Source organism: Staphylococcus sp. SM3655, from assembly GCF_016917315.1.
Taxonomy (GTDB): Bacteria; Bacillota; Bacilli; order Staphylococcales; family Staphylococcaceae; genus Staphylococcus; species Staphylococcus aureus.
Window position 1 is genome coordinate 1,145,488 of the sequence record NZ_CP070305.1, and the last position, 23,584, is coordinate 1,169,071.

Genomic DNA, 23,584 nt, shown 5'->3' on the forward strand with positions numbered 1-23,584 from the left:
CATGGGAACCTATTGAGACACTTATTGATTTAAAGTGGTATTAATATGTCGTATTTCTCGAACGTTCCATTATTCATTTTAAAAAGGGGGACTGTATTTGTTATGACAACACAACATAGCAAAACAGATGTCATCTTAATTGGTGGCGGTATTATGAGTGCAACATTAGGAACATTACTTAAAGAATTATCACCTGAGAAAAATATTAAAGTGTTTGAAAAATTAGCACAACCTGGCGAAGAGAGTTCAAATGTATGGAATAATGCCGGTACAGGGCATTCAGCACTTTGCGAGTTGAACTATACAAAAGAAGGTAAGGATGGCACAGTTGATTGTAGTAAAGCAATTAAGATAAATGAGCAGTACCAAATTTCAAAACAGTTTTGGGCATATTTAGTTAAAACAGGACAATTAGATAACCCAGATCGCTTTATTCAAGCGGTGCCACACATGAGTTTTGTCATTGGCGAAGATAATGTAGCTTTTATAAAAAGTCGTGTTGCAACGTTAAAGAAAAGTGTTTTATTCGAAAAAATGAAATTATCGCAAGATGAAGAAGAAATGAAATCTTGGGTACCGTTAATGATTGAAGGTCGTAAGTCTGATGAACCAATTGCTTTAACTTATGATGAAACTGGTACAGATGTTAACTTTGGTGCGTTAACTGTAAAGTTATTTGAAAATTTAGAGCAACGTGGTGTGGGAATTCAATATAAGCAGAATGTATTAGACATCAAGAAACAGAAATCTGGGGCATGGCTAGTTAAAGTTAAAGATTTAGAAACTAATGAAACGACAACATATGAATCTGATTTTGTATTTATTGGTGCTGGCGGTGCGAGTTTACCATTACTCCAAAAGACTGGGATTAAACAATCAAAACATATTGGTGGTTTCCCGGTAAGTGGATTATTCCTGCGCTGTACAAATCAAGAAGTGATTGATCGTCATCATGCTAAAGTGTACGGAAAAGCAGCAGTGGGTGCGCCACCAATGTCAGTGCCGCACTTAGATACACGTTTTGTAGACGGCAAGCGTTCATTGTTATTTGGTCCATTTGCAGGTTTCTCACCTAAATTTTTAAAAACAGGTTCACATATGGATTTAATTAAATCGGTTAAACCAAATAATATCGTGACGATGTTATCTGCAGGTATCAAAGAAATGAGTCTTACGAAGTATTTAGTGTCACAATTGATGTTATCTAATGATGAGCGTATGGATGATTTAAGAGTCTTTTTCCCAAATGCTAAAAATGAAGATTGGGAAGTGATTACAGCAGGGCAACGTGTCCAAGTAATCAAGGATACTGAGGATTCTAAAGGTAACTTACAATTTGGTACTGAAGTCATTACGTCAGATGATGGCACATTAGCTGCATTACTTGGTGCATCACCTGGTGCGTCAACAGCTGTAGATATTATGTTTGATGTTTTACAGAGATGCTATCGTGATGAATTCAAAGGATGGGAACCAAAGATTAAAGAAATGGTGCCGTCATTTGGTTATCGCTTAACAGATCATGAGGATTTATATCATAAAATTAATGAAGAAGTAACTAAGTATTTACAAGTTAAATAATAAACGAAACGGTAATGTCTTTTTTAATGTGATAGACATTACCGTTTTTTAGTTGTTAATAAAAATCATTTTAATTGTTTCAGTTGCTTGTTAATAGTGTCTACGTAGTTCTTATTTTTAAAGAATTGAATTATCCAAATTAATACATAAACCACAATGAAGATAATTGTGAATATGATTAGATAATGCACTGTTAGTGGAAACCAACCGGCAAGCATTGCTAAAGGCAAGAATCCGACATACGTTGTTATGAAATGCATTATAGTTGCTTTAGTAATGCTCCAATCTGTGTATTTAAAGATAAAATCTCCAAGGAAAAAGACGACGCCTATGAGTAACCATAAAATGATAGAAATCAACATTACGGTAGTTTCTGTGAAATGCGTATAATACAATATGCCAATAGTTGATTGTGGGTTCAGTGGATAATATTTGCCGTCTGCAAATAACATACTAAAGAACAGTGAAAGGGACAAACCAATGATTAAGCTAATAAGTAATGAGTTTTTCAAATTTTTCATATTGATAAGCGCTCCTTTATAGATTTTAAATAACGTCTAGAAGAATAGGTGTAGTGTGCATCTTTAAGATACATACGTATAAGTCCATTTGGCTCTAATAATAATTTTTCAATGTAATACTTGTTGACGATTTCTGATTTGGAAATGCGAATGAAATGTTGTGGTAACTGTTTTTCTAGTTCATAAAGTCGTAATTTTAGTTTGAATTTTTGATTGCTTGTAATGGCTGTTACATTTTTATTAATAACTTGGAATGTTATAACATCTGATACATTAATGATATGGATTTCTTTGTCTATGTATCCGACTAATGTATGTGATTTGTCTAAATCATTGACTGCATTAATAATACTTTGAACGTGATCATTCATTTTAGGTGCATGTATATCAATATAAGATTCCGTCTCTTTTGCATTGATAAATAAATTGAGTTTCATCATAGGTTAATGCCTCCTTCAAAATTATTAAACCATAAATGACCATCGATATATTTAAATTTTGTTGAATGGTAGAAATTAAATGTTAAGTGGCTAGAAAGCGCTAATCAATATAAAAGATACCTCCTGAAATAAAAACAGAAATGTTTTTTCAGGAGGTAGAGATTAATGTGAATTATTTGGCAGTGTAATAGTAAAGGTGGTTACATACTCGTTACTTTGTGTGAATTGGATTGTACCATGATGCAATTCAATGATGGATTTTGTAATTGCAAGACCTAAACCATTGCTATTATCATGTTTGCTCACTTTATAAAAACGTTCAAATAAACGTGCTTCAGCTTGTGGACTAATTGGTGAACCATCATTACTTATTGTGAAAATGATATTGTTGTGACTATGTTGCAAAGCGATGTCAATGGCACCACCAACATCTGTATACTTAATAGCATTTATTAATAAATTACTCAATGCTTGATGTAACAAACGTTGATTTCCTAGGAAATTGATTGATTCTAGGTCAGCTAAAATGATTAACGACTTTTCATCAGCAGCAAATTGTTCATGTCGAATGATATCTTTAATGAGTTGATTGACTTGAATCTTATCATCGAATAATAAATGTTGGTGATTATCTAATTCGGATAAGAGCAACAATTCAGTTGTTAATCCGCTCAGCTGCGTTGTAATGGTATAGATATCATTTATATATTGTTGTCTTAATGTTTTATCAGAAGTTTGTTGTAACTCGCTTAATAAATGATGAATATGTGTTAATGGTGTTTTGATTTCATGAGATACATTTTGTACAAAATGCTGCCTCATTTGATCAACTTGTCCCAATGACTCTCTCATCTTATTAAAGTGATACTGTAATGTTCCAATTTCATCTTTGCGTGTTTGTTTGATAGGTGTTTCAAAATCACCATCAATTAAGCGTTCGGTCGCTAGCTTTAACTTTTTTACTGGACGAATGATTGAATAGGTTGATGCGATAACTAATGAAATCGAGATAAATAATAACAACATTAACAAGACGGCTAAGAATGTTCTAAACTCGCTAAATGTTTCTCCAATATCTGGACGCATAAATACTGCTATTGAACCGTCTTTTGTCTTAAAGTTAATACCAACAGTATTATCTGTTACATTGTCGAAAAATCCAGTTACGAATAATGCGAATGGTTTATCTTTAATACCATGGTAATCTTGATTATTTAATACGTTGTTAATAGCATTTTGTGATAAAGTATCTTCTCTAAATGGCTCCCCATAAAATGTCTTATGACCTTTTTGATCAATGGTCATTATTTGGTAATTCATTTGCCCTAAATGTTTGAAATATTGTTGAATGTGCGTTGGTTTAGCTGATTGTTCATATTGTCTTGCTTCTTTAAGCGTCTTCATGATTTTCGCGTCATTAGATGCTTTTAAATTATAATGATAGTAAACATTTGTTAATACAAAACTTATTAATGCACTAAATAAAATAACCGTAATGGAATAAATCGCAATTCTAGCATAGAGTGTTTTAAACATGATTCTCCACCTTATAGCCTTGTCCTCTTACTGTTTCAATTGTAAGTGTGGCATTTAATTTTTTTAATCTTTGGCGTAGTCGCTTAATATGAACGTCAACTGTTCGCTCATCTCCTTCATAATCATAGCCCCAAATTTTTTCTATTATTTGTTCACGAGTAAAGATTTGCTTAGGACGTGCTGCAAGCATAAATAATAATTGAAATTCCTTGTTCGGTAACGTCATCGTTTTATTAGATACTTGGAGTTCCAAATAGGATTGGTTTAGCGTTAAGTTGCCAATAGTCATTTCTGAATTTGAATTGATATTATATCGACGTAATACCGCACGAATTCTAAAAATAAGTTCCTTAACCTCAAAGGGTTTGGTTACATAATCGTCAGTACCGCTTATAAACGCACGCTCTTTGTCACTAAGTGCATCCCGCGCTGTTAACATAATAACTGGTATATCATAATCATTTTTTAATGTATTACATAATTGAAAGCCGTCCATACCATCCATCATAATATCTACCACTGCAATATCGACACGCTGTTTTTCTAAAAGTTTTAATGCAGCTTCACCACTTGGTTGTGTGTATGCATCAATGTGCTCTGTTTGTAAATGGCTAGCTATATAATTTAGGATTCGAGGATCGTCATCGACAACAAGACATTGCACCATAGCTATAAACTCCCTTATCTTTTTCATTTATTATACATGTAAAATATTTTTGCGTAAAAAAACAATTGTTCATATTGAGTTCATATTTCAACCTTATACTGACGCTAAAGAAGAAATAGGGAGAAGTGAATCGATATGAAATTAGCGATAAAAGAGATTATGCTTTACAAATTTCGTTATATGTTAATCACATTAATCATTCTTTTATTAAGTATTATGGTGTTATTTATTAGTGGTTTAGCTCAAGGGCTTGGTAGGGAGAATATTTCGTTATTTGAACACTTTGATAATGATGAATATGTTGTTCAAAAAATGAAAGAGCCGCAAATTGAGAAATCGCAACTTAGTGATACGCAACAGAATCAAATTAAAAAGGTAATTCATCAAGAACCATATAAAATGAATATTCAAACATTGAAATTATCTAATAAAGAACAAGATGTGATTACAATGAATGACGTTAAACAACAACGCATACAACTTAAAAAAGGTGATTATCCTAAAAATGCTCATGAGGTCGCTATTAATGATAAGTTAGCTGCAGACAACATTAGAGTCGGGGATAGATTACATTTTAAAAATAATTCAACTAGTTATAGAGTTTCTGGTATTTTAAACGACACAATGTATGCGCATAGTTCCATTGTGCTATTGAACGATAACGGATTTAATGCATTGAATAAGGTTAATACGGCATTTTATCCAGTGAAAAATTTAACACAACAACAACGTGATGAGCTTAATAAAATAAATGACGTTCAAGTTGTGAGTGAAAAAGATTTAACAGGTAATATTGCGAGTTATCAAGCAGAGCAAGCACCGTTAAATATGATGATTGTTAGTTTGTTTGCTATTACAGCAATCGTTCTAAGTGCATTTTTCTATGTTATGACGATTCAAAAAATATCACAAATTGGCATTTTGAAAGCAATTGGTATTAAGACAAGACATTTATTGAGTGCGTTAGTTTTACAAATTTTAACACTAACAATAATTGGGGTAGGTATTGCTGTGATCATCATAGTAGGACTATCATTTATGATGCCGGTAACGATGCCTTTTTACTTAACAACGCAAAATATCTTATTAATGGTGGGGATATTTATATTAGTTGCGATTTTAGGTGCCTCACTATCATTTATCAAATTATTTAAAGTGGATCCTATCGAAGCAATTGGAGGTGCAGAATAATGGCATTAGTCGTTGAAGATATCGTCAAAAATTTCGGAGAAGGTTTGTCTGAAACAAAAGTTTTAAAAGGTATTAATTTTGAAGTGGAACAAGGGGAATTTGTCATTTTAAATGGTGCCTCTGGTTCTGGGAAAACAACATTGCTAACGATATTAGGCGGATTGTTAAGTCAAACGAGTGGTACAGTGCTTTACAATGATGCGCCATTGTTTGATAAACAGCATCGTCCTAGTGATTTACGATTGGAAGATATTGGTTTTATTTTTCAATCTTCACATTTAGTTCCTTATTTAAAAGTGATAGAGCAATTGACACTCGTAGGTCAAGAAGCGGGAATGACCAAACAACAAAGTTCAACAAGAGCAATACAACTTTTAAAAAATATTGGTTTAGAAGATCGCTTGAATGTATATCCGCATCAGTTATCTGGCGGTGAAAAGCAACGTGTTGCGATTATGAGAGCATTTATGAATAATCCGAAAATCATTTTAGCAGATGAGCCCACAGCAAGTTTAGATGCCGATAGAGCAACAAAAGTTGTTGAGATGATACGTCAACAAATTAAAGAACAACAAATGATTGGTATTATGATTACACACGATCGAAGATTATTTGAATATGCAGATCGAGTGATTGAATTAGAAGATGGCAAAATAACTGATTAGTGGCTTGTAAAGACGCTAAATGTTAATGATTTAAGACATAGTAGTATAAAAGTTAGATAACAGAATACGATTTGGGTTTACAAAAAAGCGCGTCACTATTATATAAAATGATGACGTGCTTTAGTTTATTTATTTTCAATATAACAATTGTCTAATCAAGGATTAACGAATATTTAAAGATAGTTTGACGCAATATTAGAAACAACCTATAATAATAGTTTGTTTGTGGATTAACTATTATAAATAAAAGCGGCGTAAAGACATATAAACCAACTACTTGAACAATATAACGTTAATAACAATCTATACTGATACATTACGCCTAGATAATCTTTAATGAGCACATGTAAGAAAAAGTGATATGGTGTATGACTTCCGACACCATCGATAGATAAACCTAATTTTTGGGCTAGTCGTAAGGCGCGCAATACATGAAACTGACTTGTTACACAAACAATTTTAACTGCTTCATGATACAAATTGTTGATGATTTGTTTAGAATATAAAAAGTTTGTGTATGTATTTATAGAGTGAGATTCCATTAGTATATCTGTTTTATCAACACCATGTGCAATCAAATAACGTTGCATAGCTAAAGCTTCAGAAATTGCTTCGTCTGGTCCTTGTCCGCCAGATACAATAATCTTTGTTGCTGATGCTTGTTGTTGATAGATATCAAGTGCACGGTCTAAACGCGCTGCAAGCATTGGTGTGACAAATTCGGTAAAAATACCAGCACCTAACACAATTATGATATCGACTTCTTTGTTGTATGATCTATGTCTATATGATACTGTCCAAACGAGATAACAAATAAAGGTTAGTAACAGGGAAAGGCATAATATAGCTAACCACATAGACAAACCTTTCACAATAGGTGACTGAATCGTACTTATAAATAGAAGTGCTGATGTGTAGAGTACAAATTTATATGAAAAAGATAATAATTTTTTAATAAATAAGCGACTAGAAGTATGAGAAAATAAATATCTATGTTTGAATAGCATGATAATACTGATTATTATAAATGTTACAAACATAGACCAAGGGAAAGTATAGGTCATGATGCTATAGATGAGTGACAAAAATATCGATATGACAACTAAGATGTAGCATGTTAAATTTAACGTCAGAGTATAGTTGAAAATTAACGGACAAATAACGATAAGTATAAATATTAATAATAAATTCAATAACATACTGACACCTCGCTTATAATAAATATTAAATATAAATGTAGATGATTTAATTTATTAAAGCAAGGAGAACGCAGCAACATGTAAGTCTTAATTTGTTATATTATATATGGGTCAATATTTTTGTGTTTTTTAGATGTGCGATACAATGATTGCTGAGGATACTTTATAAAAATAGTAATTAGGGAGAAATAATTATGGTAAAACATTTACAAGACCATATTCAATTTTTAGAGCAGTTTATAAATAACGTTAACGCATTAACTGCAAAAATGTTGAAAGATTTACAAAATGAATATGAAATTTCATTAGAGCAGTCTAACGTATTAGGTATGTTAAATAAAGAACCTTTGACAATTAGTGAAATCACGCAAAGACAAGGTGTAAATAAGGCCACAGTAAGCCGACGAATTAAAAAGTTAATCGATGCTAAATTAGTTAAGTTAGATAAACCAAATTTAAATATTGATCAACGTTTGAAATTCATAACCTTAACTGACAAAGGTAGAGCATATTTGAAAGAACGTAATGCGATTATGACAGATATTGCGCAAGATATTACTAATGATTTAAATTCTGAAGATATTGAAAATGTAAGGCAAGTATTAGAAGTCATCAATCATCGCATTAAAACATATAGCAATCATAAATAGGTTTTTGAAGGTGTTCAAATATAAGACTAAATATGTATGTATTGAACACCTTCTTTTTAGTTATAATTGAGAGAGTACTTTCATAAATAATGTAATAAGGTACAATTCTAAAGTAAAGTTAATCATTTCTTGAATTGTATTCTTGGGATAATATTTGTAAAATAATAATGGTAAAATAATGAAATAATTTTTGTGATATACATATAACAATTGAAGAGGAACAGAATTGAGGTGAAAGTATGAAATCTTGCCCGAAGTGCGGACAACAAGCACAAGATGATGTACAGATATGTACACAATGTGGACATAAATTTGATAGTCGTCAAGCATTATATAGAAAGTCAACCGATGAAGATATACAAACTAATAACATCAAGATGAGAAAAATGGTGCCTTGGGCAATTGGTTTTTTCATTTTAATCTTAATTATTATATTGTTCTTTTTACTAAGAAACTTCAATTCACCTGAAGCGCAAACTAAAATATTAGTGAATGCGATTGAGAATAATGATAAACAAAAAGTAGCAACATTATTAAGTACTAAAGATAATAAAGTAGATTCTGAAGAAGCGAAAGTATACATTAACTATATCAAAGATGAAGTTGGGCTTAAGCAATTTGTCAGCGACCTTAAAAATACGGTACATAAATTGAATAAGAGTAAGACCAGCGTAGCTTCTTATATTCAAACCAGATCTGGTCAAAATATATTACGTGTAAGTAAAAATGGCACACGTTATATCTTTTTCGATAATATGAGCTTTACTGCACCTACCAAGCAACCAATTGTTAAACCGAAAGAAAAAACAAAATATGAGTTTAAATCTGGTGGTAAGAAAAAGATGGTTATAGCTGAAGCAAATAAAGTGACGCCAATAGGTAATTTTATACCGGGGACATATAGAATTCCAGCTATGAAATCGACTGAGAACGGTGATTTTGCAGGCCATTTAAAATTTGATTTTAGACAAAGTAATTCTGAAACGGTAGATGTTACTGAAGATTTTGAAGAAGCAAATATATCTGTAACTTTAAAAGGCGATACAAAATTAAATGATAGTTCTAAAAAAGTAACTATAAATGACCATGAAATGGCATTTTCAAGTTCCAAAACGTATGGTCCATATCCACAAAATAAAGATATTACCATTTCAGCTTCAGGTAAAGCGAAAGATAAAACATTTACAACACAGACGAAGACGATTAAAGCTAGCGATTTAAAATACAATACAGAGATAACTTTGAATTTTGACAGTGAAGATATCGAAGACTATGTTGAAAAGAAAGAAAAAGAAGAAAACAGCTTGAAGAACAAATTGATAGAATTCTTTGCTGGATATTCTTTAGCGAATAATGCTGCGTTTAATCAGTCGGATTTTGATTTTGTATCGTCATATATAAAAAAAGGATCATCTTTTTATGATGATGTAAAGAAGCGTGTATCTAAAGGAAGTTTAATGATGATTAGTTCACCACAAATTATAGATGCCGAAAAACATGGTGATAAGATTACCGCAACCGTAAGATTAATAAATGAAAACGGTAAGCAAGTAGATAAAGAATATGAGCTTGAACAAGGCTCGCAAGACCGCTTGCAATTAATCAAGACATCAGAAAAATAGAGTATAAAACTTAAATAAGATGCATGTGTCATGGAATACAAACAACATCCTTTCAAAGTATTTACAATTAGTGTGAATTACTTTGAAGGGATTGTTTTTTGTGGAAAAATTTATGGAGTGCTGAGGTTTATATCATTTTATACCTTTTATAAGTTGTAATGATGTTCATGAAACTTGTGACTAATGCTAATATATAAAAGAGCATATTTAAATTTAGTTTCTGTTCGCGATAGTTATAAACTAATCATTATACAAAGGAGATAGTCATATGAATGATTTAACGTATTTTAACAAGCGTTCACCGATATTTATTATTATTTTAGGATCTTTGACTGCCATTGGAGCATTATCAATAGATATGTTTTTGCCTGGATTACCAGATATTAGACATGATTTTCAAACAACGACGTCTAACGCACAATTAACATTATCGATGTTTATGATTGGTTTAGCGTTTGGTAATTTGTTTGCTGGTCCAATTTCAGATTCAACTGGACGCAGAAAGCCGCTTATTATAGCTATGATTATTTTTACATTAGCAAGTTTAGCTATTGTTTTTGTACATAATATTTGGCTGATGGTTGCATTAAGATTTCTTCAAGGAGTGACAGGTGGCGCAGCAGCAGTTATTTCAAGAGCTATAGCAAGTGATATGTATAGTGGTAATGAACTAACTAAGTTTATGGCATTATTGATGCTTGTTAATGGTATTGCACCAGTTGTTGCGCCAACAATAGGGGGCATAATTTTAAATTATTCTGTCTGGCGTATGGTCTTTGTCATTCTGACTATCTTTGGTTTCGTCATGGTCATAGGTTCTTTATTAAAAGTACCTGAATCATTAACAGTGACAAATCGTGAGTCAAGTAGTGGATTAAAGACAATGTTTAAAAACTTCAAAATATTATTGAAGACGCCACGTTTTGTATTACCAATGCTCATTCAAGGTATGACATTTGTATTATTATTTACTTATATTTCTGCGTCTCCGTTTATTATTCAAAAAATTTATGGCATGACTGCAATACAATTTAGTTGGATGTTCGCAGGAATTGGTATTACGCTCATTATATCAAGTCAACTTACTGGGTACCTTGTTGATTTTATAGACTCACAAAAATTGATGAGAGGCATGACGATGATTCAGATTATCGGTGTAATTTTAGTGACGATTGTATTGCTTAATCATTGGAACTTTTGGATTTTAGCGATAGGATTTATCATTTTAATAGCACCAGTGACAGGTGTTGCGACACTTGGTTTTACAATAGCTATGGATGAAAGTAGTAGTGGTAGAGGGAGTTCATCAAGTTTATTAGGTTTAGTGCAGTTTTTATTTGGTGGTGTTGCATCGCCATTAGTGGGGGTAAAAGGTGAAGATAATCCTATACCTTACATAATTATTATTATAGCTACAGCAGTTATATTAATTATTTTACAGATTTATAATATGAGGGTATTTAAAACAAATCGATGATAAACATAGTTTCTTCTATTATATTGAATTGAAAAATTAAAAAACAAAACTTGAGCTATTCATAGACCTATGAATTTAGCATCAAAAATAAAAATGCCGAGATTATTATGTGGAAATCTCGGCATTTTTATATTGATAGCACCGTAACATATGTACTATTATCTATCCATTTGGTTTAACTTTATCTAGTTGTTTTATAGCATTTCTTTATTAGAATGAAACCGTATTATTAGTTTTGAAGTTTAATCGTATTAGCCAATAAAATGTCAGCAACTTCTTCAGGTGATTCATTACAACCATTCGAAAGCCAATTAATAAACACCCCAGCTTGACCGCCTATGATATATGTAACATAAAGCTGTTTATTGGTTACTGTAGTACTATAGTCATTCATAATTTGTTGATAGTAATCTCTCGCTAAATTTATATAGTCTATGAATAATGTTTTCATTGGATAGGTAACTAAAATGTCTTTGAAAAACTGCTCATTGTGCTTGATATACTTAGCAATAATAATGAAGAATTTATAAAGTTTAAGCTTATCCTGTTTAATATTTTCGAAATTATGATGTAGCGCGCTTAGAAGAAATTGGAATTTTTCTTTATGCTTTGAGTTGATGGTATCCAATAAATCAAATTTATCTTTGTAATAATCATAAAAAGTAGAACGATTAATATTACAATACGCGCAAATCATTTTAGTGGATATTTCTTGAAAAGGATATTCAGCCATCAAATCAACAAGTGCGTTTTGAATTTCTATTTTGGCTTGTCGTTTCATATTGTTACACCTTTGTGAATTTTAACCAACACTCTTATAAAAATTGTTGGTGTTTTTTTAGTTATCATGTCTCTATAATAAATAAAGTGAATTTTAAAAGCAAATAGGAGGAAATGTTTCATGAAAAAGATGATATTAATTAATGTCATTACGGTTGTTGTACTGTTAGCAATTGGGATTGCTGGCTTTTATTTCTGGAATAAAACAACAAGCTATGTAACAACTGATAATGCAAAAGTAAATGGCGATCAAATTAAAATAGCAAGTCCTGCATCTGGACAAATTAAATCACTTAATGTTAAACAAGGTGACAAACTCGATAAAGGTGACAAAGTAGCAACTGTTACTGTACAAGGTCAAGATGGCGAAACGAAAGATATGGATCTTAAAATGCCTCAAAAAGGTACAATTGCCAAATTAGATGGTATGGAAGGTTCAATGGTGCAAGCTGGTAACCCAATCGCTTATGCATACAATTTAGATGATTTATATGTAACAGCAAATATTGACGAAAAAGATATTAAAGATGTTGAAGTAGGTAAAGATGTTGATGTGACTATTGACGGTCAAAAAGCTTCTATTAAAGGTAAAGTTGATAGTATTGGAAAAGCAACTGCTGCAAGCTTTTCATTAATGCCATCATCAAATAGTGATGGTAACTACACTAAAGTTTCTCAAGTAATACCTGTTAAAATTACTCTAGAATCAGAACCGTCTAAACAAGTTGTTCCTGGAATGAACGCTGAAGTAAAAATTCATAAAAATTAAGGGGGTCATTAAATGACTACGACCTTCATTATTAGCTACATTATTTTAGCGCTCATTATTGTTGGGGTTATCAATTTATTTTTAATAAGATCAAGAAAAAAAGGCAAACGCCAACAAAAGGAACAACAATTTACGACACGTCAATCAAATCAATCTAAATTTAAAGCTAGTGATTTAGACAAAACAACTGATCAATCGACACAACGTATGACGCATCAAGAGTTGCGTGTTGACAATCAAGATGATCATAGCCAAGTTAGTCTAAATGGTTACACAAAGGGGTCTGAGAAAGATCAAGAAGCATTCACTAATAATAATGGTGAGGAAGCAGTTGCTGCTAAAAATCCTGAATCAGAAGAATATAAAGTGAATGAAAAAATAAAAAAAGAACATAAAAACTTTATTTTTGGTGAAGGTGTTTCACGCGGTAAAATATTAGCGGCATTATTATTCGGTATGTTTATTGCGATTTTAAACCAAACATTATTAAATGTTGCTTTGCCAAAAATTAATACGGAATTTAATATTTCTGCGTCAACAGGGCAATGGTTGATGACGGGATTCATGTTAGTAAACGGTATTTTAATACCAATTACGGCGTATCTATTTAATAAATATTCATATCGAAAATTATTTTTAGTTGCGTTAGTACTCTTTACAATTGGTTCATTAATCTGTGCGATTTCAATGAATTTCCCAATCATGATGGTTGGACGTGTATTACAAGCCATTGGTGCAGGTGTACTAATGCCATTAGGTTCAATTGTTATTATTACAATTTATCCACCTGAAAAACGTGGTGCTGCCATGGGTACAATGGGTATCGCAATGATTTTAGCACCTGCAATTGGTCCAACATTATCAGGTTATATTGTACAAAATTACCATTGGAATGTGATGTTTTACGGTATGTTCATTATCGGGATTATCGCTATTTTAATTGGTTTTGTATGGTTTAAGTTATATCAATATACAACAAACCCTAAAGCTGATATCCCAGGTATCATTTTTAGTACGATTGGTTTTGGTGCTTTGTTATACGGCTTTTCAGAAGCGGGGAACAAAGGATGGGGTTCTGTTGAGATAGAAACAATGTTTGCGATTGGTATTATCTTTATTATTCTATTTGTAATAAGAGAATTAAGAATGAAATCACCAATGTTGAATTTAGAAGTATTAAAATTCCCAACATTTACATTAACAACAATTATTAATATGGTTGTAATGTTAAGTTTATATGGTGGTATGATTTTATTACCGATTTATTTACAAAATTTACGCGGATTCTCAGCATTAGATTCCGGATTGTTATTATTACCTGGTTCTCTAATTATGGGTCTACTTGGACCATTTGCAGGTAAATTGTTAGATACTATTGGTTTAAAACCATTAGCTATCTTTGGTATTGCTGTCATGACTTATGCAACATGGGAATTAACTAAATTAAATATGGATACACCATATATGACAATCATGGGTATCTATGTACTTCGTTCATTTGGTATGGCATTTATAATGATGCCAATGGTAACTGCAGCTATTAATGCGTTACCGGGACGACTTGCCTCTCATGGTAATGCTTTCTTAAATACGATGCGTCAATTAGCAGGCTCTATAGGTACAGCAATCTTGGTTACTGTAATGACAACACAAACTACACAACACTTATCAGCTTTTGGGGAAGAGTTAGATAAAACGAATCCTGTTGTACAAGATCATATGCGTGAATTAGCATCACAATATGGCGGACAAGAAGGCGCAATGAAAGTGTTACTACAATTTGTAAATAAACTAGCAACGGTTGAAGGTATTAATGATGCATTTATAGTTGCAACGATATTTAGCATCATCGCCTTAATTTTATGTTTATTTTTACAAAGTAATAAAAAAGCAAAAGCTACAGCTCAAAAGTTAGAAGCAAGCTCAAATAACAATCATGAATAAATAAAATAAATTAATTGAAGTGTGACTAATCAAAAATTATGTTGTGGGGACATGATTTTTAAAGTATCGGTGCCAAATATGGTTATCGATACTTTTTTTATTTGTTGATTTATAAAATAAAAGAGGAATTATATTAAAATTTGGCATTGACGTAGTAGGTCATTAATAAAGAAAAAGCAGGAAGTGGGTCAACGAAATGAATTTTGTGAAAATAACATTTCTGTCCCAATCCCTACTATATAACATTATTTTAAACGAGGCATGCGATTACGGAAGAATAAGCTTATAACAAGTAAACCGATGCTACAGCCCAGTAAAATGATGCCGTTATGAATAGCGTCAGCTTCTGTAATCACTTGATCTGGTGGTACATTTAAATAATATTTTTTTAAAGCATCTGCAATTTCTTGTGCGAGTGCTTTAATAATATAACTGAAATACAATGTAATGACTAACATAATTGTTAACACTAAAATATTTACTACTTTTAGAACTGTGCGATTAAATACAATTGTCAGTATTGTTATGACTAGGCTAACGATACATAAAATAAAGAAACCGTTAAAGACTAAAATTAAGCGATCGATTCCTTGTTGTAAATCATTGATATTACCCAAATTAATATTTAATTGATGCATTTTTCCAATTGTCTCGTTAAAATTTTTAATGCCATCAAAATCTACAGATTCTTTGGTGAAGACAATATTAAAAATGGGTTGTTTCCACATGCTGTATCCAGCGATTGCGGTTAATATAACAACAATGATTTGAATAATCATGCTTACCAATGAACGTTTTTTCTTACCATATCGCTTACCACGATGAATATTCGATTGTTGAAATGTCTCATCAAATGGTTCTAATCGTTGATTTGGATTTGTCATGCAAGGTACCTCCGTATAAAGTTCTTTTCTTTACTTATCAATATGTCTAGTTGTCTGTTATAATGATGAAAAATCACTGTTCAATTGTAGTCTTAAATTTGAAAGTGAAAAAGAAAATATCTTCTACATTATATACTTTTTTTGGCAAAGAATGTAGGGGATAGACAATCATTGGATACATAAAATATATAAAGGTAGGTTAAGACATTGATTAGAAACCGTGTTATGAATAGCGTTGTCAATAAATATTTGCTTCACAATCGCTCGATTATGTTTAAAAATGATCAAGATGTTGAAAGATTTTTTTATAAAAGAGAAATTGAAAATAGAAAAAAACATAAGCAGCCTTCAACATTAAATGTTAAAGCAAATTTAGAAAAATTATCATTAGATGATATGCAAGTCTTTCGCTTTAATTTCAGACATCAAATTGATAAGAAAATTTTATATATTCACGGTGGATTCAATGCACTACAACCATCACCGTTCCATTGGAGATTGTTGGATAAAATCACTTTAAGTACATTATATGAGGTTGTACTGCCTATCTATCCAAAGACACCAGAGTTTCATATTGACGATACTTTCCAAGCGATACAACGTGTTTATGATCAATTAGTATCTGAAGTAGGACCTCAAAATGTCGTAGTCATGGGTGATGGTTCAGGTGGTGCACTGGCATTATCCTTTGTACAATCTCTTTTAGATAATCAACAGCCATTACCGAATAAATTGTATTTAATCTCACCAATTTTAGATGCAACACTATCTAATAAAGATATTTCGGACGCCTTAATCGAACAAGATGCGGTTCTAAGTCAGTTTGGTGTCAATGAGATTATGAAAAAATGGGCGAATGGCCTACCATTAACAGATAAGCGCATATCGCCAATTAATGGCACAATAGAAGGATTGCCACCAGTTTATATGTTTGGTGGTGGACGTGAAATGACACATCCTGATATGAAGCTATTTGAACAAATGATGTTGCAACATCATCAATACATTGAGTTTTATGATTATCCTAAGATGGTACATGATTTTCCAATTTATCCAATTAGACAATCACATAAAGCTATTAAACAAATTGCCAAATCGATAGATGAGGATGTAACACAAAATAACTAATAACATATAAATGACCCAGTTACGATTTCATGCAAGATGATATTTGACATGAAAACGTAATTGGGTTTTATTTTTGAAAATATAGCAAGGGTTATATAGACTAATTGTTAATGAGCTTCTGAGTGAAAATCACCAATAAGTGTATTGATATGTGTGATGATAAAGTATTGCCCTTTAATTTGATAAAATTGATCTAAAAAATTATCGAATTGACGTGGAATATCACTAAGTTCTGCAAAGTTAGCTGTTTTATCATAATTGCGATGAGCAACCTCATTTTGAAATTTATCATAATGTTCTAGGAAATGTTGATCTTCAAGCTGTTGTTCCACAATAGTCATAATATTATCGATGGCTTGCTTTTGTCCTTGAACATAAGCCATATGCACGCCACGCTTAAGTAGCTGATTTGCTGGTCCGTTAATGTATAACCCTTTTTGTGCATTTAATTCTGTTAATTCAAACTTAACATCATCTAATAAATCTAGTAATTCGATATGAATCTTTTGTTGTAATGCATCTGTCATTTTAATGCTCCTTTGTGTGGAATTGCTATTTTATGTCCTAATTGTTCAGGCCAAGTGATAGTTGGTTGATTTTTATAATAGTGTGCTATTTGTGTTGAAAATGATTCAGGAAAAGCATCAGAACGACGTGTGTGCTGATTAATTCCCATCATCATTACTTCATTTGTTGATGCTAGTGTACCATCTTCTTTAGTTAATGTTAAAAATAAATGCAACCGCTTATAATCGTAATCATAAATATATAAAGTAACAGTAAATATATCGCCAAGAGACAATTCTGAGAGGTATGTCGTATGTTCTTCTAGTGTAAATAGCGTATATGCTAAATTTTCGCGTTCTTTTAAAGAAAGACCGTGGCTGTAATTAAAACGATTCACGACGTCACTAAAAATGATATTATAATTTGCATCATGCATATGATTGTTATGGTCAATGAATTCAGATGTTACGGTTTGAGTATGTGTAAAAAGTTGTTTGATAATAACCATCTCCTTAGTGACTATCATACTAAAATAAATTAAGACATACACGTTATTTAATTCATGATAAAATAATAGAGAATTCGTTATTTAGGGGGAGTATCGATGGCTTTAAAGATACGGTATCAAACTACATATGAACCGTTTAAAGTAGTTGATGATATCAAAGAGATACCAAAAGATGCGACTATTGTTTGGTATGATTTTGATGAACCGAATGAACAAGAAAATGAATGGTTTAAAGCACATTTTAATTTTAATGATTTAGAAGTGGATGATGCAATTAACGGTATGCCACGAGCTAAATATAAATCTTATAAAGATTATCAATACTTAGTATTCCATAGTATTATGGGGTCAAACTATTCACCAATAGCACTAAATATTTTTATACAAGACAATGTATTAGTAACATATCATCATCAAACGTTGGAATCATTAAATAAAGTAGTCTATAAGTATATGAATACATTAGATGCAGAATTAGATTGTGCAGATGTCGTCATATTAATTTTAGATATGATGGTTGATAAATATTTCAACTTTGTATATGCACTTGAAGATAGTGTTTATCATTTTGAGGACCGCCATGTAGATGATCGCTTTAATAAAATGGTCATGGATAGTGTTTTTAAGTTACGTTCGGATTTGATTAAAGTAAAACGTGTACTGTTTCCTATGCAAGAGCTAATTGATACAATGAAACAAAATGGTGATTTGATTATAGATAATAAACATTCGCTATACATTCAACATATCGATGACCACTTGATTAAGCAACGTAATATCATTCGTACTGCTCAAGAAATGACAAACGAAATACGAGAAAATTTTGAGTCATACACGTCATTTAGAATGAATAGTATTATGCAAGTATTAACGTTAGTATCAGTTATATTTTCACCGTTAACATTCATAGCTGGGATTTATGGTATGAACTTTGTAAATATGCCGGCATTACATTTACATTATGGATATTATATTTGCTTAGCTGTAATGTTTGTTATAGCTGTCGTATTAATCATCTTTTTCAGACGTAAAAAATGGTTTTAAATTAGAAATGACGAAAAGGTAGGTTTAATCATGAGTGATTTTCAAAGAGAACAGAGAAAAAATGAACATGTTGAAATAGCAATGGCCCAATCTGACGCAATGCATTCAGATTTTGATAAGATGCGTTTTGTGCATCATTCTATCCCATCAATTAATGTAAATGATATCGATTTGACATCACAGACGCCTGACTTAACGATGGCATATCCGGTTTATATTAATGCAATGACGGGTGGTAGCGAGTGGACGAAAAACATCAATGAAAAGCTAGCTGTAGTTGCAAGAGAAACTGGCTTAGCGATGGCAGTTGGATCAACACATGCGGCATTGAGAAATCCACGCATGGCTGAGACGTTTACGATTGCGCGAAAAATGAATCCTGAAGGCATGATTTTTAGCAATGTTGGTGCGGACGTACCAGTAGAAAAGGCTTTGGAAGCAGTTGAATTACTTGAGGCACAAGCGTTACAAATCCATGTTAATTCTCCTCAAGAATTAGTTATGCCTGAAGGGAATCGTGAATTTGTGACTTGGTTAGATAATATAGCGTCGATTGTATCACGAGTGTCTGTTCCAGTCATTATAAAAGAAGTTGGATTTGGTATGAGCAAAGAATTAATGCATGACTTACAACAAATAGGCGTCAAGTATGTCGATGTTAGTGGCAAAGGTGGTACTAACTTTGTAGATATTGAAAATGAACGTCGTGCAAATAAAGATATGGATTACTTATCATCATGGGGACAGTCTACAGTTGAGTCATTACTTGAAACAACGGCTTATCAAAGCGAAATTTCAGTTTTCGCGAGTGGTGGTTTACGTACACCACTCGATGCAATTAAAAGTTTAGCACTTGGTGCAAAGGCAACTGGTATGTCACGTCCGTTTTTAAATCAAGTTGAAAATAATGGCATTGCACATACAGTAGCTTATGTAGAATCATTTATTGAACACATGAAATCAATAATGACGATGTTAGATGCTAAAAATATTGACGACTTAACACAAAAACAAATCGTATTTAGTCCGGAAATATTGTCATGGATAGAACAACGTAACTTGAATATACATCGAGGATAAATAAAAGAGGGGGCGAAGGCCTCCTCTTTTATTTATGAGTTTGGTGTTTAACTAAACCATTGAATGAATCCCATAATGACTATAACACCAATTAAATCGATTAAGAATGCACCAACAATAGGTACAACTAAATATGCTTTAGGTGAGTTTCCATATTTTTTAGTAATAACATCTAAATTTGCCATGGCATTTGGCGTTGCACCAAGCCCATGCCCGATAAAACCACCTACCATTACTGCAGCATCATAATCTTTTCCTAAACCTCTAAATAAAATTAAAACAGCAAATAAAATCATAACGACAACTTGAACTAAAACGATAATAATAAGAGGTATAGCAAGTTTATAAATTTCGATTAATTGAATGCTCATTAGCGCAAGAGATAAGAAAATACCTAATGCGACATCGCCAATTTGATTAGTAATTTTTAAATCTACAATATTAAAATTAAAACTTTCAGAGATATTTCGGACAATAACAGCTACAAATAATGAGCCAACGTAAATTGGAACATTAATCCCTGTTTGAGCTGTAAACAAATGACTGAAATAACTTCCAACTGCCATACAGAATACAACGATTGTAAATTGAATGAAGAATACTTCAGTGGCATTAAATTTACTATGTAAATGTTCGTTATATGCTACTTGGCTATAATCTTTAAATGTATCGTCACTATGTTGAGGCTTTAAGTTATAACGTTTGATTAAAAATTTTACAACAGGACCACCGATAAGCCCTCCAAATACAAGACCTAAAGTTGCAGCTGCAAGAGCCGCTGTCAGTGCCGAATCAATACCTAAATCTTGAATTGTCTTACCATAAGCAGCAGCATTACCATGACCGCCTTCCATAGACATGGAACCTGCTGTTAATCCTAACAAAGGTTTAATATTTAATACTTTTGCTAGTGATACACCAACTATGTTTTGAATGACTGAAATGATAGCACAAAACATAAAGTATAATAGCAAGACTTTGCCACCTAATTTAAATAATTTCAATGATGCACCAAGACCGATTGTCGTAAAGAATGCTAACATGAAGAAATCTTGAATGAATGAAGCATCTAATTTAATCTTAACCATGCCAAATGAATCCAAAGCCGCAACTAAAATAGCAAAGATTAAGCCGCCAATCACTGGTGCTGGTATACAAATACGTTTTAAAAAATTAACGTGATTAACGATAGCCTTACCAAGTAAATAAAGGATACAAGCTAAACATAATGTTGTAATTGCATTAAGTTCTATCATTTTCAAATCCCCCTTGTTGAATATCCCTCTCCCTAAATAAGCTTTTATATGTAAGCGTTATAAAAGGGCACTTTTAACATTATACATGCAACAAATCAATATGTCTAGTTTTTGAAAATAATATCAATAATATTAATGCATCTAAATTTAATAATTATAAATAATTCTATTGTTATATTTTATAATTAAGAACAAGTTCAAAAAGAGGAGATGAATCAAAAAATATGATGGACAAAAAGAAAAACAATCAACCCATCCGCATGTTGACGGCACGATTGATTGACTTATAAGGAGATAGATTTCATTTTCATGATAGTAATCAATGAAAGATGGCATTTATTTCCAAGTATCTTCGGGAAACATACAATCTGATTTACGCATGCGAGACACAAATGGATTACCTTTCACTGTGTAACGTAAAGATTTATGTGTCCAATCACCTTTATTTGGAATACCGATTCGTGGACTAGCAATAATATCTTTAGGATATTTACGATTCTTAGTATCAATAGACAATCTACAGTCATTTAACGTAGCGCCATCGATAGCCCGTGGAATGTTAAATGCTTTAGTCCATTTTCCTGGGCCATTCGTTACCTCGTAGCCTTTCTTACCTCTGTTACGGAACATAGCGGATAAACCTTCTTCTGGTTCAATTGCGCGGATAAGTACGCCTTCAGGTATACCTTCAGATCTTGTTACAAAATTAATGAGTAAATGCGTATGCATGACATGTGCATAAATTGTACCACCACGTTTATATAATGACGTAACTTTAGGTGTTATTTTACCGCCATAGCCATGAGCCGCACGATCATTCAAACCTAAGTATGCTTCCGTTTCCACGATGTAGCCTGTATACGTTTGAGTGGTATCCTGATAAATCACTTTGACACCTAATAAGTTTTTAGCAATTTGTCTTGTATCATTATTAACGAAATCCATAATATTCTCCTCGCAATTATATGATTAATTTAAATAAAAATGAAAAAGATATTTTTATTGTGGTAAATGTTTGATAAAATAGTATTGTTAAGAATTATAAAAATGTAAAGTATATACTTTGTTATGGAATATTTTATTTGCAGAGATTGAGACTCTTTTAAACGTGAACATTGCAGTGTGACATATTTTTAGTATAGTTAACGAAGCGTTGACTTTCAAATGAGTCTCCATATAGATGTGTACTTGTAGCGGGTTTTCATTTTACTAGTGATGAAATATAAAGTCCATTTTCCAAAGTGAATGACGATTGAAATGAAGTGGCTTGATAATGAATCTTGTAAATTATAACGGTAACAATAATTAAAAATATAAATATGATTAACGAAAGGGAGATTACAATGGAACAATTACCTCAAGTAGGTTTTATGAAATCATTCGTATTATTTTGGAAAAATTATGTAAATTTTAAGGGGAGATCAAGACGTAGTGAATATTGGTATATGGCACTATGGCATTTGATACTTATGGTTCCAGCTGTGTGTGTGCTAATAATAAACCTATTTCTATTCTTTATTTCTATAGCGGCAGATAACGAAACATTAATAGTTATGAGTATATTGATGATTATCCTTACTTCTGTGTATACTTTTGTCTATAGTTTGGCAACGTTTATTCCAAATTTAGCGTTGTGCGTTCGAAGATTTCACGATATATCAAGAACAATGTTATTTCCAATGATTATGACAGCATTCAGTATTATATTTTATATAGTATTACAGATTATCGATAGTTATTATGACAGTGATTTTACCTTAATGCCGATGGGTCTTAATATTTTGTTAGTACTTCTTTATTTTGTTTATTTAGGCCTAACAATTGTTATGATAGTATTCCTATGCTTTGACAGTAAGCCGGCAAATAAATATGGCGAAAGCCCAAAATACCCATCTTCAATTAAAAATCAACCAGTGACATCTGAAACACCGGAAAAAGCGGGAACATCTGAAACACCGAAAACACCGAAAACACCGGAAGAAACAGATAATCAATTGTAATGATATAAATATCTCGGCACAATGATGCTGGGATATTTTTTTACAAATAAGGCAATAAAGGCATGAAAAAAACATATCTAGTGCTAATGATACTTAACATGCAAAAATGGCACTATTTAAATTTTTCAATTTCAG

24 protein-coding genes are annotated in these 23,584 nt (G+C 31.9%); 13 read left to right on the forward strand and 11 right to left on the reverse strand.

The features are described from left to right. Positions 1–102 precede the first annotated feature (102 nt). Positions 103–1,581, forward strand: coding sequence for a malate dehydrogenase (quinone) (gene mqo, locus JQN76_RS05540; protein ID WP_000211373.1), 1,479 nt, complete (start codon positions 103–105; stop codon positions 1,579–1,581). A 65-nt stretch (positions 1,582–1,646) separates the two neighbouring features. On the opposite strand, the gene JQN76_RS05545 is transcribed toward mqo, so the two are convergent. From JQN76_RS05545 to hssR, 4 genes are all read right to left on the reverse strand, one after another. Further along, positions 1,647–2,102 (reverse strand): DUF3021 domain-containing protein, encoded by a 456-nt coding sequence (locus JQN76_RS05545; protein WP_000793175.1) that lies wholly within the window; start codon positions 2,100–2,102, stop codon positions 1,647–1,649. Beyond that, on the reverse strand, positions 2,099–2,542 hold the full coding sequence (locus JQN76_RS05550) for a LytTR family DNA-binding domain-containing protein (RefSeq protein ID WP_000977022.1): 444 nt from the start codon (positions 2,540–2,542) through the stop codon (positions 2,099–2,101). The genes JQN76_RS05545 and JQN76_RS05550 overlap by 4 nt, the downstream gene beginning before the upstream one ends. 162 nt (positions 2,543–2,704) lie before the next feature. Continuing rightward, positions 2,705–4,078 (reverse strand): heme sensor histidine kinase HssS, encoded by a 1,374-nt coding sequence (gene hssS, locus JQN76_RS05555; RefSeq protein ID WP_000477328.1) that lies wholly within the window; start codon positions 4,076–4,078, stop codon positions 2,705–2,707. After that, complete coding sequence (gene hssR, locus JQN76_RS05560) at positions 4,071–4,745, reverse strand: DNA-binding heme response regulator HssR (RefSeq protein WP_000249497.1); 675 nt, start codon at positions 4,743–4,745, stop codon at positions 4,071–4,073. Before hssR ends, hssS begins: the two co-directional genes overlap by 8 nt. Positions 4,746–4,880: 135 nt before the next feature. Here hssR and JQN76_RS05565 point away from each other — a divergent pair, with 135 nt between their 5' ends. Then, a complete protein-coding gene (locus tag JQN76_RS05565) occupies positions 4,881–5,936 on the forward strand; it encodes an ABC transporter permease (protein WP_000761411.1) in 1,056 nt (351 codons plus the stop codon). Continuing rightward, positions 5,936–6,601: an ABC transporter ATP-binding protein gene (locus JQN76_RS05570; RefSeq protein ID WP_001229911.1), complete on the forward strand. Its 666-nt coding sequence runs from the start codon at positions 5,936–5,938 to the stop codon at positions 6,599–6,601. The genes JQN76_RS05565 and JQN76_RS05570 overlap by 1 nt, the downstream gene beginning before the upstream one ends. A gap of 230 nt (positions 6,602–6,831) precedes the next feature. Here JQN76_RS05570 and JQN76_RS05575 read toward each other — a convergent pair whose 3' ends face one another. After that, positions 6,832–7,800, reverse strand: a complete 969-nt coding sequence (locus JQN76_RS05575) for a YdcF family protein (protein ID WP_001836809.1) — start codon at positions 7,798–7,800, stop codon at positions 6,832–6,834. A gap of 194 nt (positions 7,801–7,994) precedes the next feature. Between JQN76_RS05575 and JQN76_RS05580 the strand changes: the two genes are divergently transcribed. The 4 genes from JQN76_RS05580 to JQN76_RS05595 all read left to right on the forward strand — a co-directional run bounded on the left by JQN76_RS05580 (position 7,995) and on the right by JQN76_RS05595 (position 11,549). Continuing rightward, the gene (locus JQN76_RS05580) at positions 7,995–8,450 is read left to right on the forward strand and encodes a MarR family transcriptional regulator TcaR (RefSeq protein ID WP_001836800.1); all 456 of its coding nucleotides are present in this window, start codon (positions 7,995–7,997) and stop codon (positions 8,448–8,450) included. A gap of 239 nt (positions 8,451–8,689) precedes the next feature. After that, on the forward strand, positions 8,690–10,072 hold the full coding sequence (tcaA, locus tag JQN76_RS05585) for a glycopeptide resistance protein TcaA (protein ID WP_000833797.1): 1,383 nt from the start codon (positions 8,690–8,692) through the stop codon (positions 10,070–10,072). A 30-nt stretch (positions 10,073–10,102) separates the two neighbouring features. Beyond that, positions 10,103–10,231 carry a hypothetical protein gene (locus JQN76_RS05590; RefSeq protein ID WP_001792521.1) on the forward strand — a complete coding sequence of 43 codons (129 nt, stop codon included), beginning with the start codon at positions 10,103–10,105 and terminating at the stop codon, positions 10,229–10,231. Between the two features lie 109 nt (positions 10,232–10,340). Then, complete coding sequence (locus tag JQN76_RS05595) at positions 10,341–11,549, forward strand: putative multidrug effflux MFS transporter TcaB (RefSeq protein WP_001836808.1); 1,209 nt, start codon at positions 10,341–10,343, stop codon at positions 11,547–11,549. A 229-nt stretch (positions 11,550–11,778) separates the two neighbouring features. Here the strand turns inward: JQN76_RS05595 and JQN76_RS05600 are convergent, their stop codons facing one another. Next, the gene (locus JQN76_RS05600) at positions 11,779–12,330 is read right to left on the reverse strand and encodes a TetR/AcrR family transcriptional regulator (RefSeq protein ID WP_000828570.1); all 552 of its coding nucleotides are present in this window, start codon (positions 12,328–12,330) and stop codon (positions 11,779–11,781) included. 120 nt (positions 12,331–12,450) lie between these two features. Between JQN76_RS05600 and JQN76_RS05605 the strand changes: the two genes are divergently transcribed. Next, a complete protein-coding gene (locus tag JQN76_RS05605; protein ID WP_000738250.1) occupies positions 12,451–13,098 on the forward strand; it encodes an HlyD family secretion protein in 648 nt (215 codons plus the stop codon). A gap of 12 nt (positions 13,099–13,110) precedes the next feature. Then, positions 13,111–15,042, forward strand: a complete 1,932-nt coding sequence (locus JQN76_RS05610) for a DHA2 family efflux MFS transporter permease subunit (RefSeq protein ID WP_001836805.1) — start codon at positions 13,111–13,113, stop codon at positions 15,040–15,042. A 245-nt stretch (positions 15,043–15,287) separates the two neighbouring features. Here the strand turns inward: JQN76_RS05610 and JQN76_RS05615 are convergent, their stop codons facing one another. Further along, positions 15,288–15,926, reverse strand: a complete 639-nt coding sequence (locus tag JQN76_RS05615; protein ID WP_000184234.1) for a hypothetical protein — start codon at positions 15,924–15,926, stop codon at positions 15,288–15,290. A 207-nt stretch (positions 15,927–16,133) separates the two neighbouring features. Here JQN76_RS05615 and JQN76_RS05620 point away from each other — a divergent pair, with 207 nt between their 5' ends. Then, a complete protein-coding gene (locus tag JQN76_RS05620) occupies positions 16,134–17,054 on the forward strand; it encodes an alpha/beta hydrolase fold domain-containing protein (RefSeq protein ID WP_000620870.1) in 921 nt (306 codons plus the stop codon). Positions 17,055–17,161: 107 nt separating this feature from the next. Here the strand turns inward: JQN76_RS05620 and JQN76_RS05625 are convergent, their stop codons facing one another. Next, complete coding sequence (locus JQN76_RS05625) at positions 17,162–17,581, reverse strand: hypothetical protein (RefSeq protein WP_000128656.1); 420 nt, start codon at positions 17,579–17,581, stop codon at positions 17,162–17,164. Further along, positions 17,578–18,069: a thioesterase family protein gene (locus tag JQN76_RS05630; protein ID WP_000234723.1), complete on the reverse strand. Its 492-nt coding sequence runs from the start codon at positions 18,067–18,069 to the stop codon at positions 17,578–17,580. Before JQN76_RS05630 ends, JQN76_RS05625 begins: the two co-directional genes overlap by 4 nt. Positions 18,070–18,165: 96 nt before the next feature. On the opposite strand from JQN76_RS05630, the gene corA reads away from it, so the two are divergent. Continuing rightward, complete coding sequence (corA, locus tag JQN76_RS05635; protein ID WP_001185431.1) at positions 18,166–19,113, forward strand: magnesium/cobalt transporter CorA; 948 nt, start codon at positions 18,166–18,168, stop codon at positions 19,111–19,113. A 30-nt stretch (positions 19,114–19,143) separates the two neighbouring features. Continuing rightward, complete coding sequence (gene fni / locus JQN76_RS05640) at positions 19,144–20,193, forward strand: type 2 isopentenyl-diphosphate Delta-isomerase (RefSeq protein ID WP_001279381.1); 1,050 nt, start codon at positions 19,144–19,146, stop codon at positions 20,191–20,193. A gap of 47 nt (positions 20,194–20,240) precedes the next feature. On the opposite strand, the gene gltS is transcribed toward fni, so the two are convergent. Together gltS and JQN76_RS05650 are read right to left on the reverse strand one after the other, a co-directional pair. Beyond that, a complete protein-coding gene (gene gltS, locus JQN76_RS05645; protein ID WP_000571584.1) occupies positions 20,241–21,449 on the reverse strand; it encodes a sodium/glutamate symporter in 1,209 nt (402 codons plus the stop codon). 336 nt (positions 21,450–21,785) lie between these two features. Beyond that, a complete protein-coding gene (locus JQN76_RS05650; RefSeq protein WP_000348303.1) occupies positions 21,786–22,394 on the reverse strand; it encodes a DNA-3-methyladenine glycosylase in 609 nt (202 codons plus the stop codon). Between the two features lie 398 nt (positions 22,395–22,792). Here JQN76_RS05650 and JQN76_RS05655 point away from each other — a divergent pair, with 398 nt between their 5' ends. Beyond that, positions 22,793–23,449: a DUF805 domain-containing protein gene (locus JQN76_RS05655; RefSeq protein ID WP_000436817.1), complete on the forward strand. Its 657-nt coding sequence runs from the start codon at positions 22,793–22,795 to the stop codon at positions 23,447–23,449. Positions 23,450–23,584 lie beyond the last annotated feature (135 nt).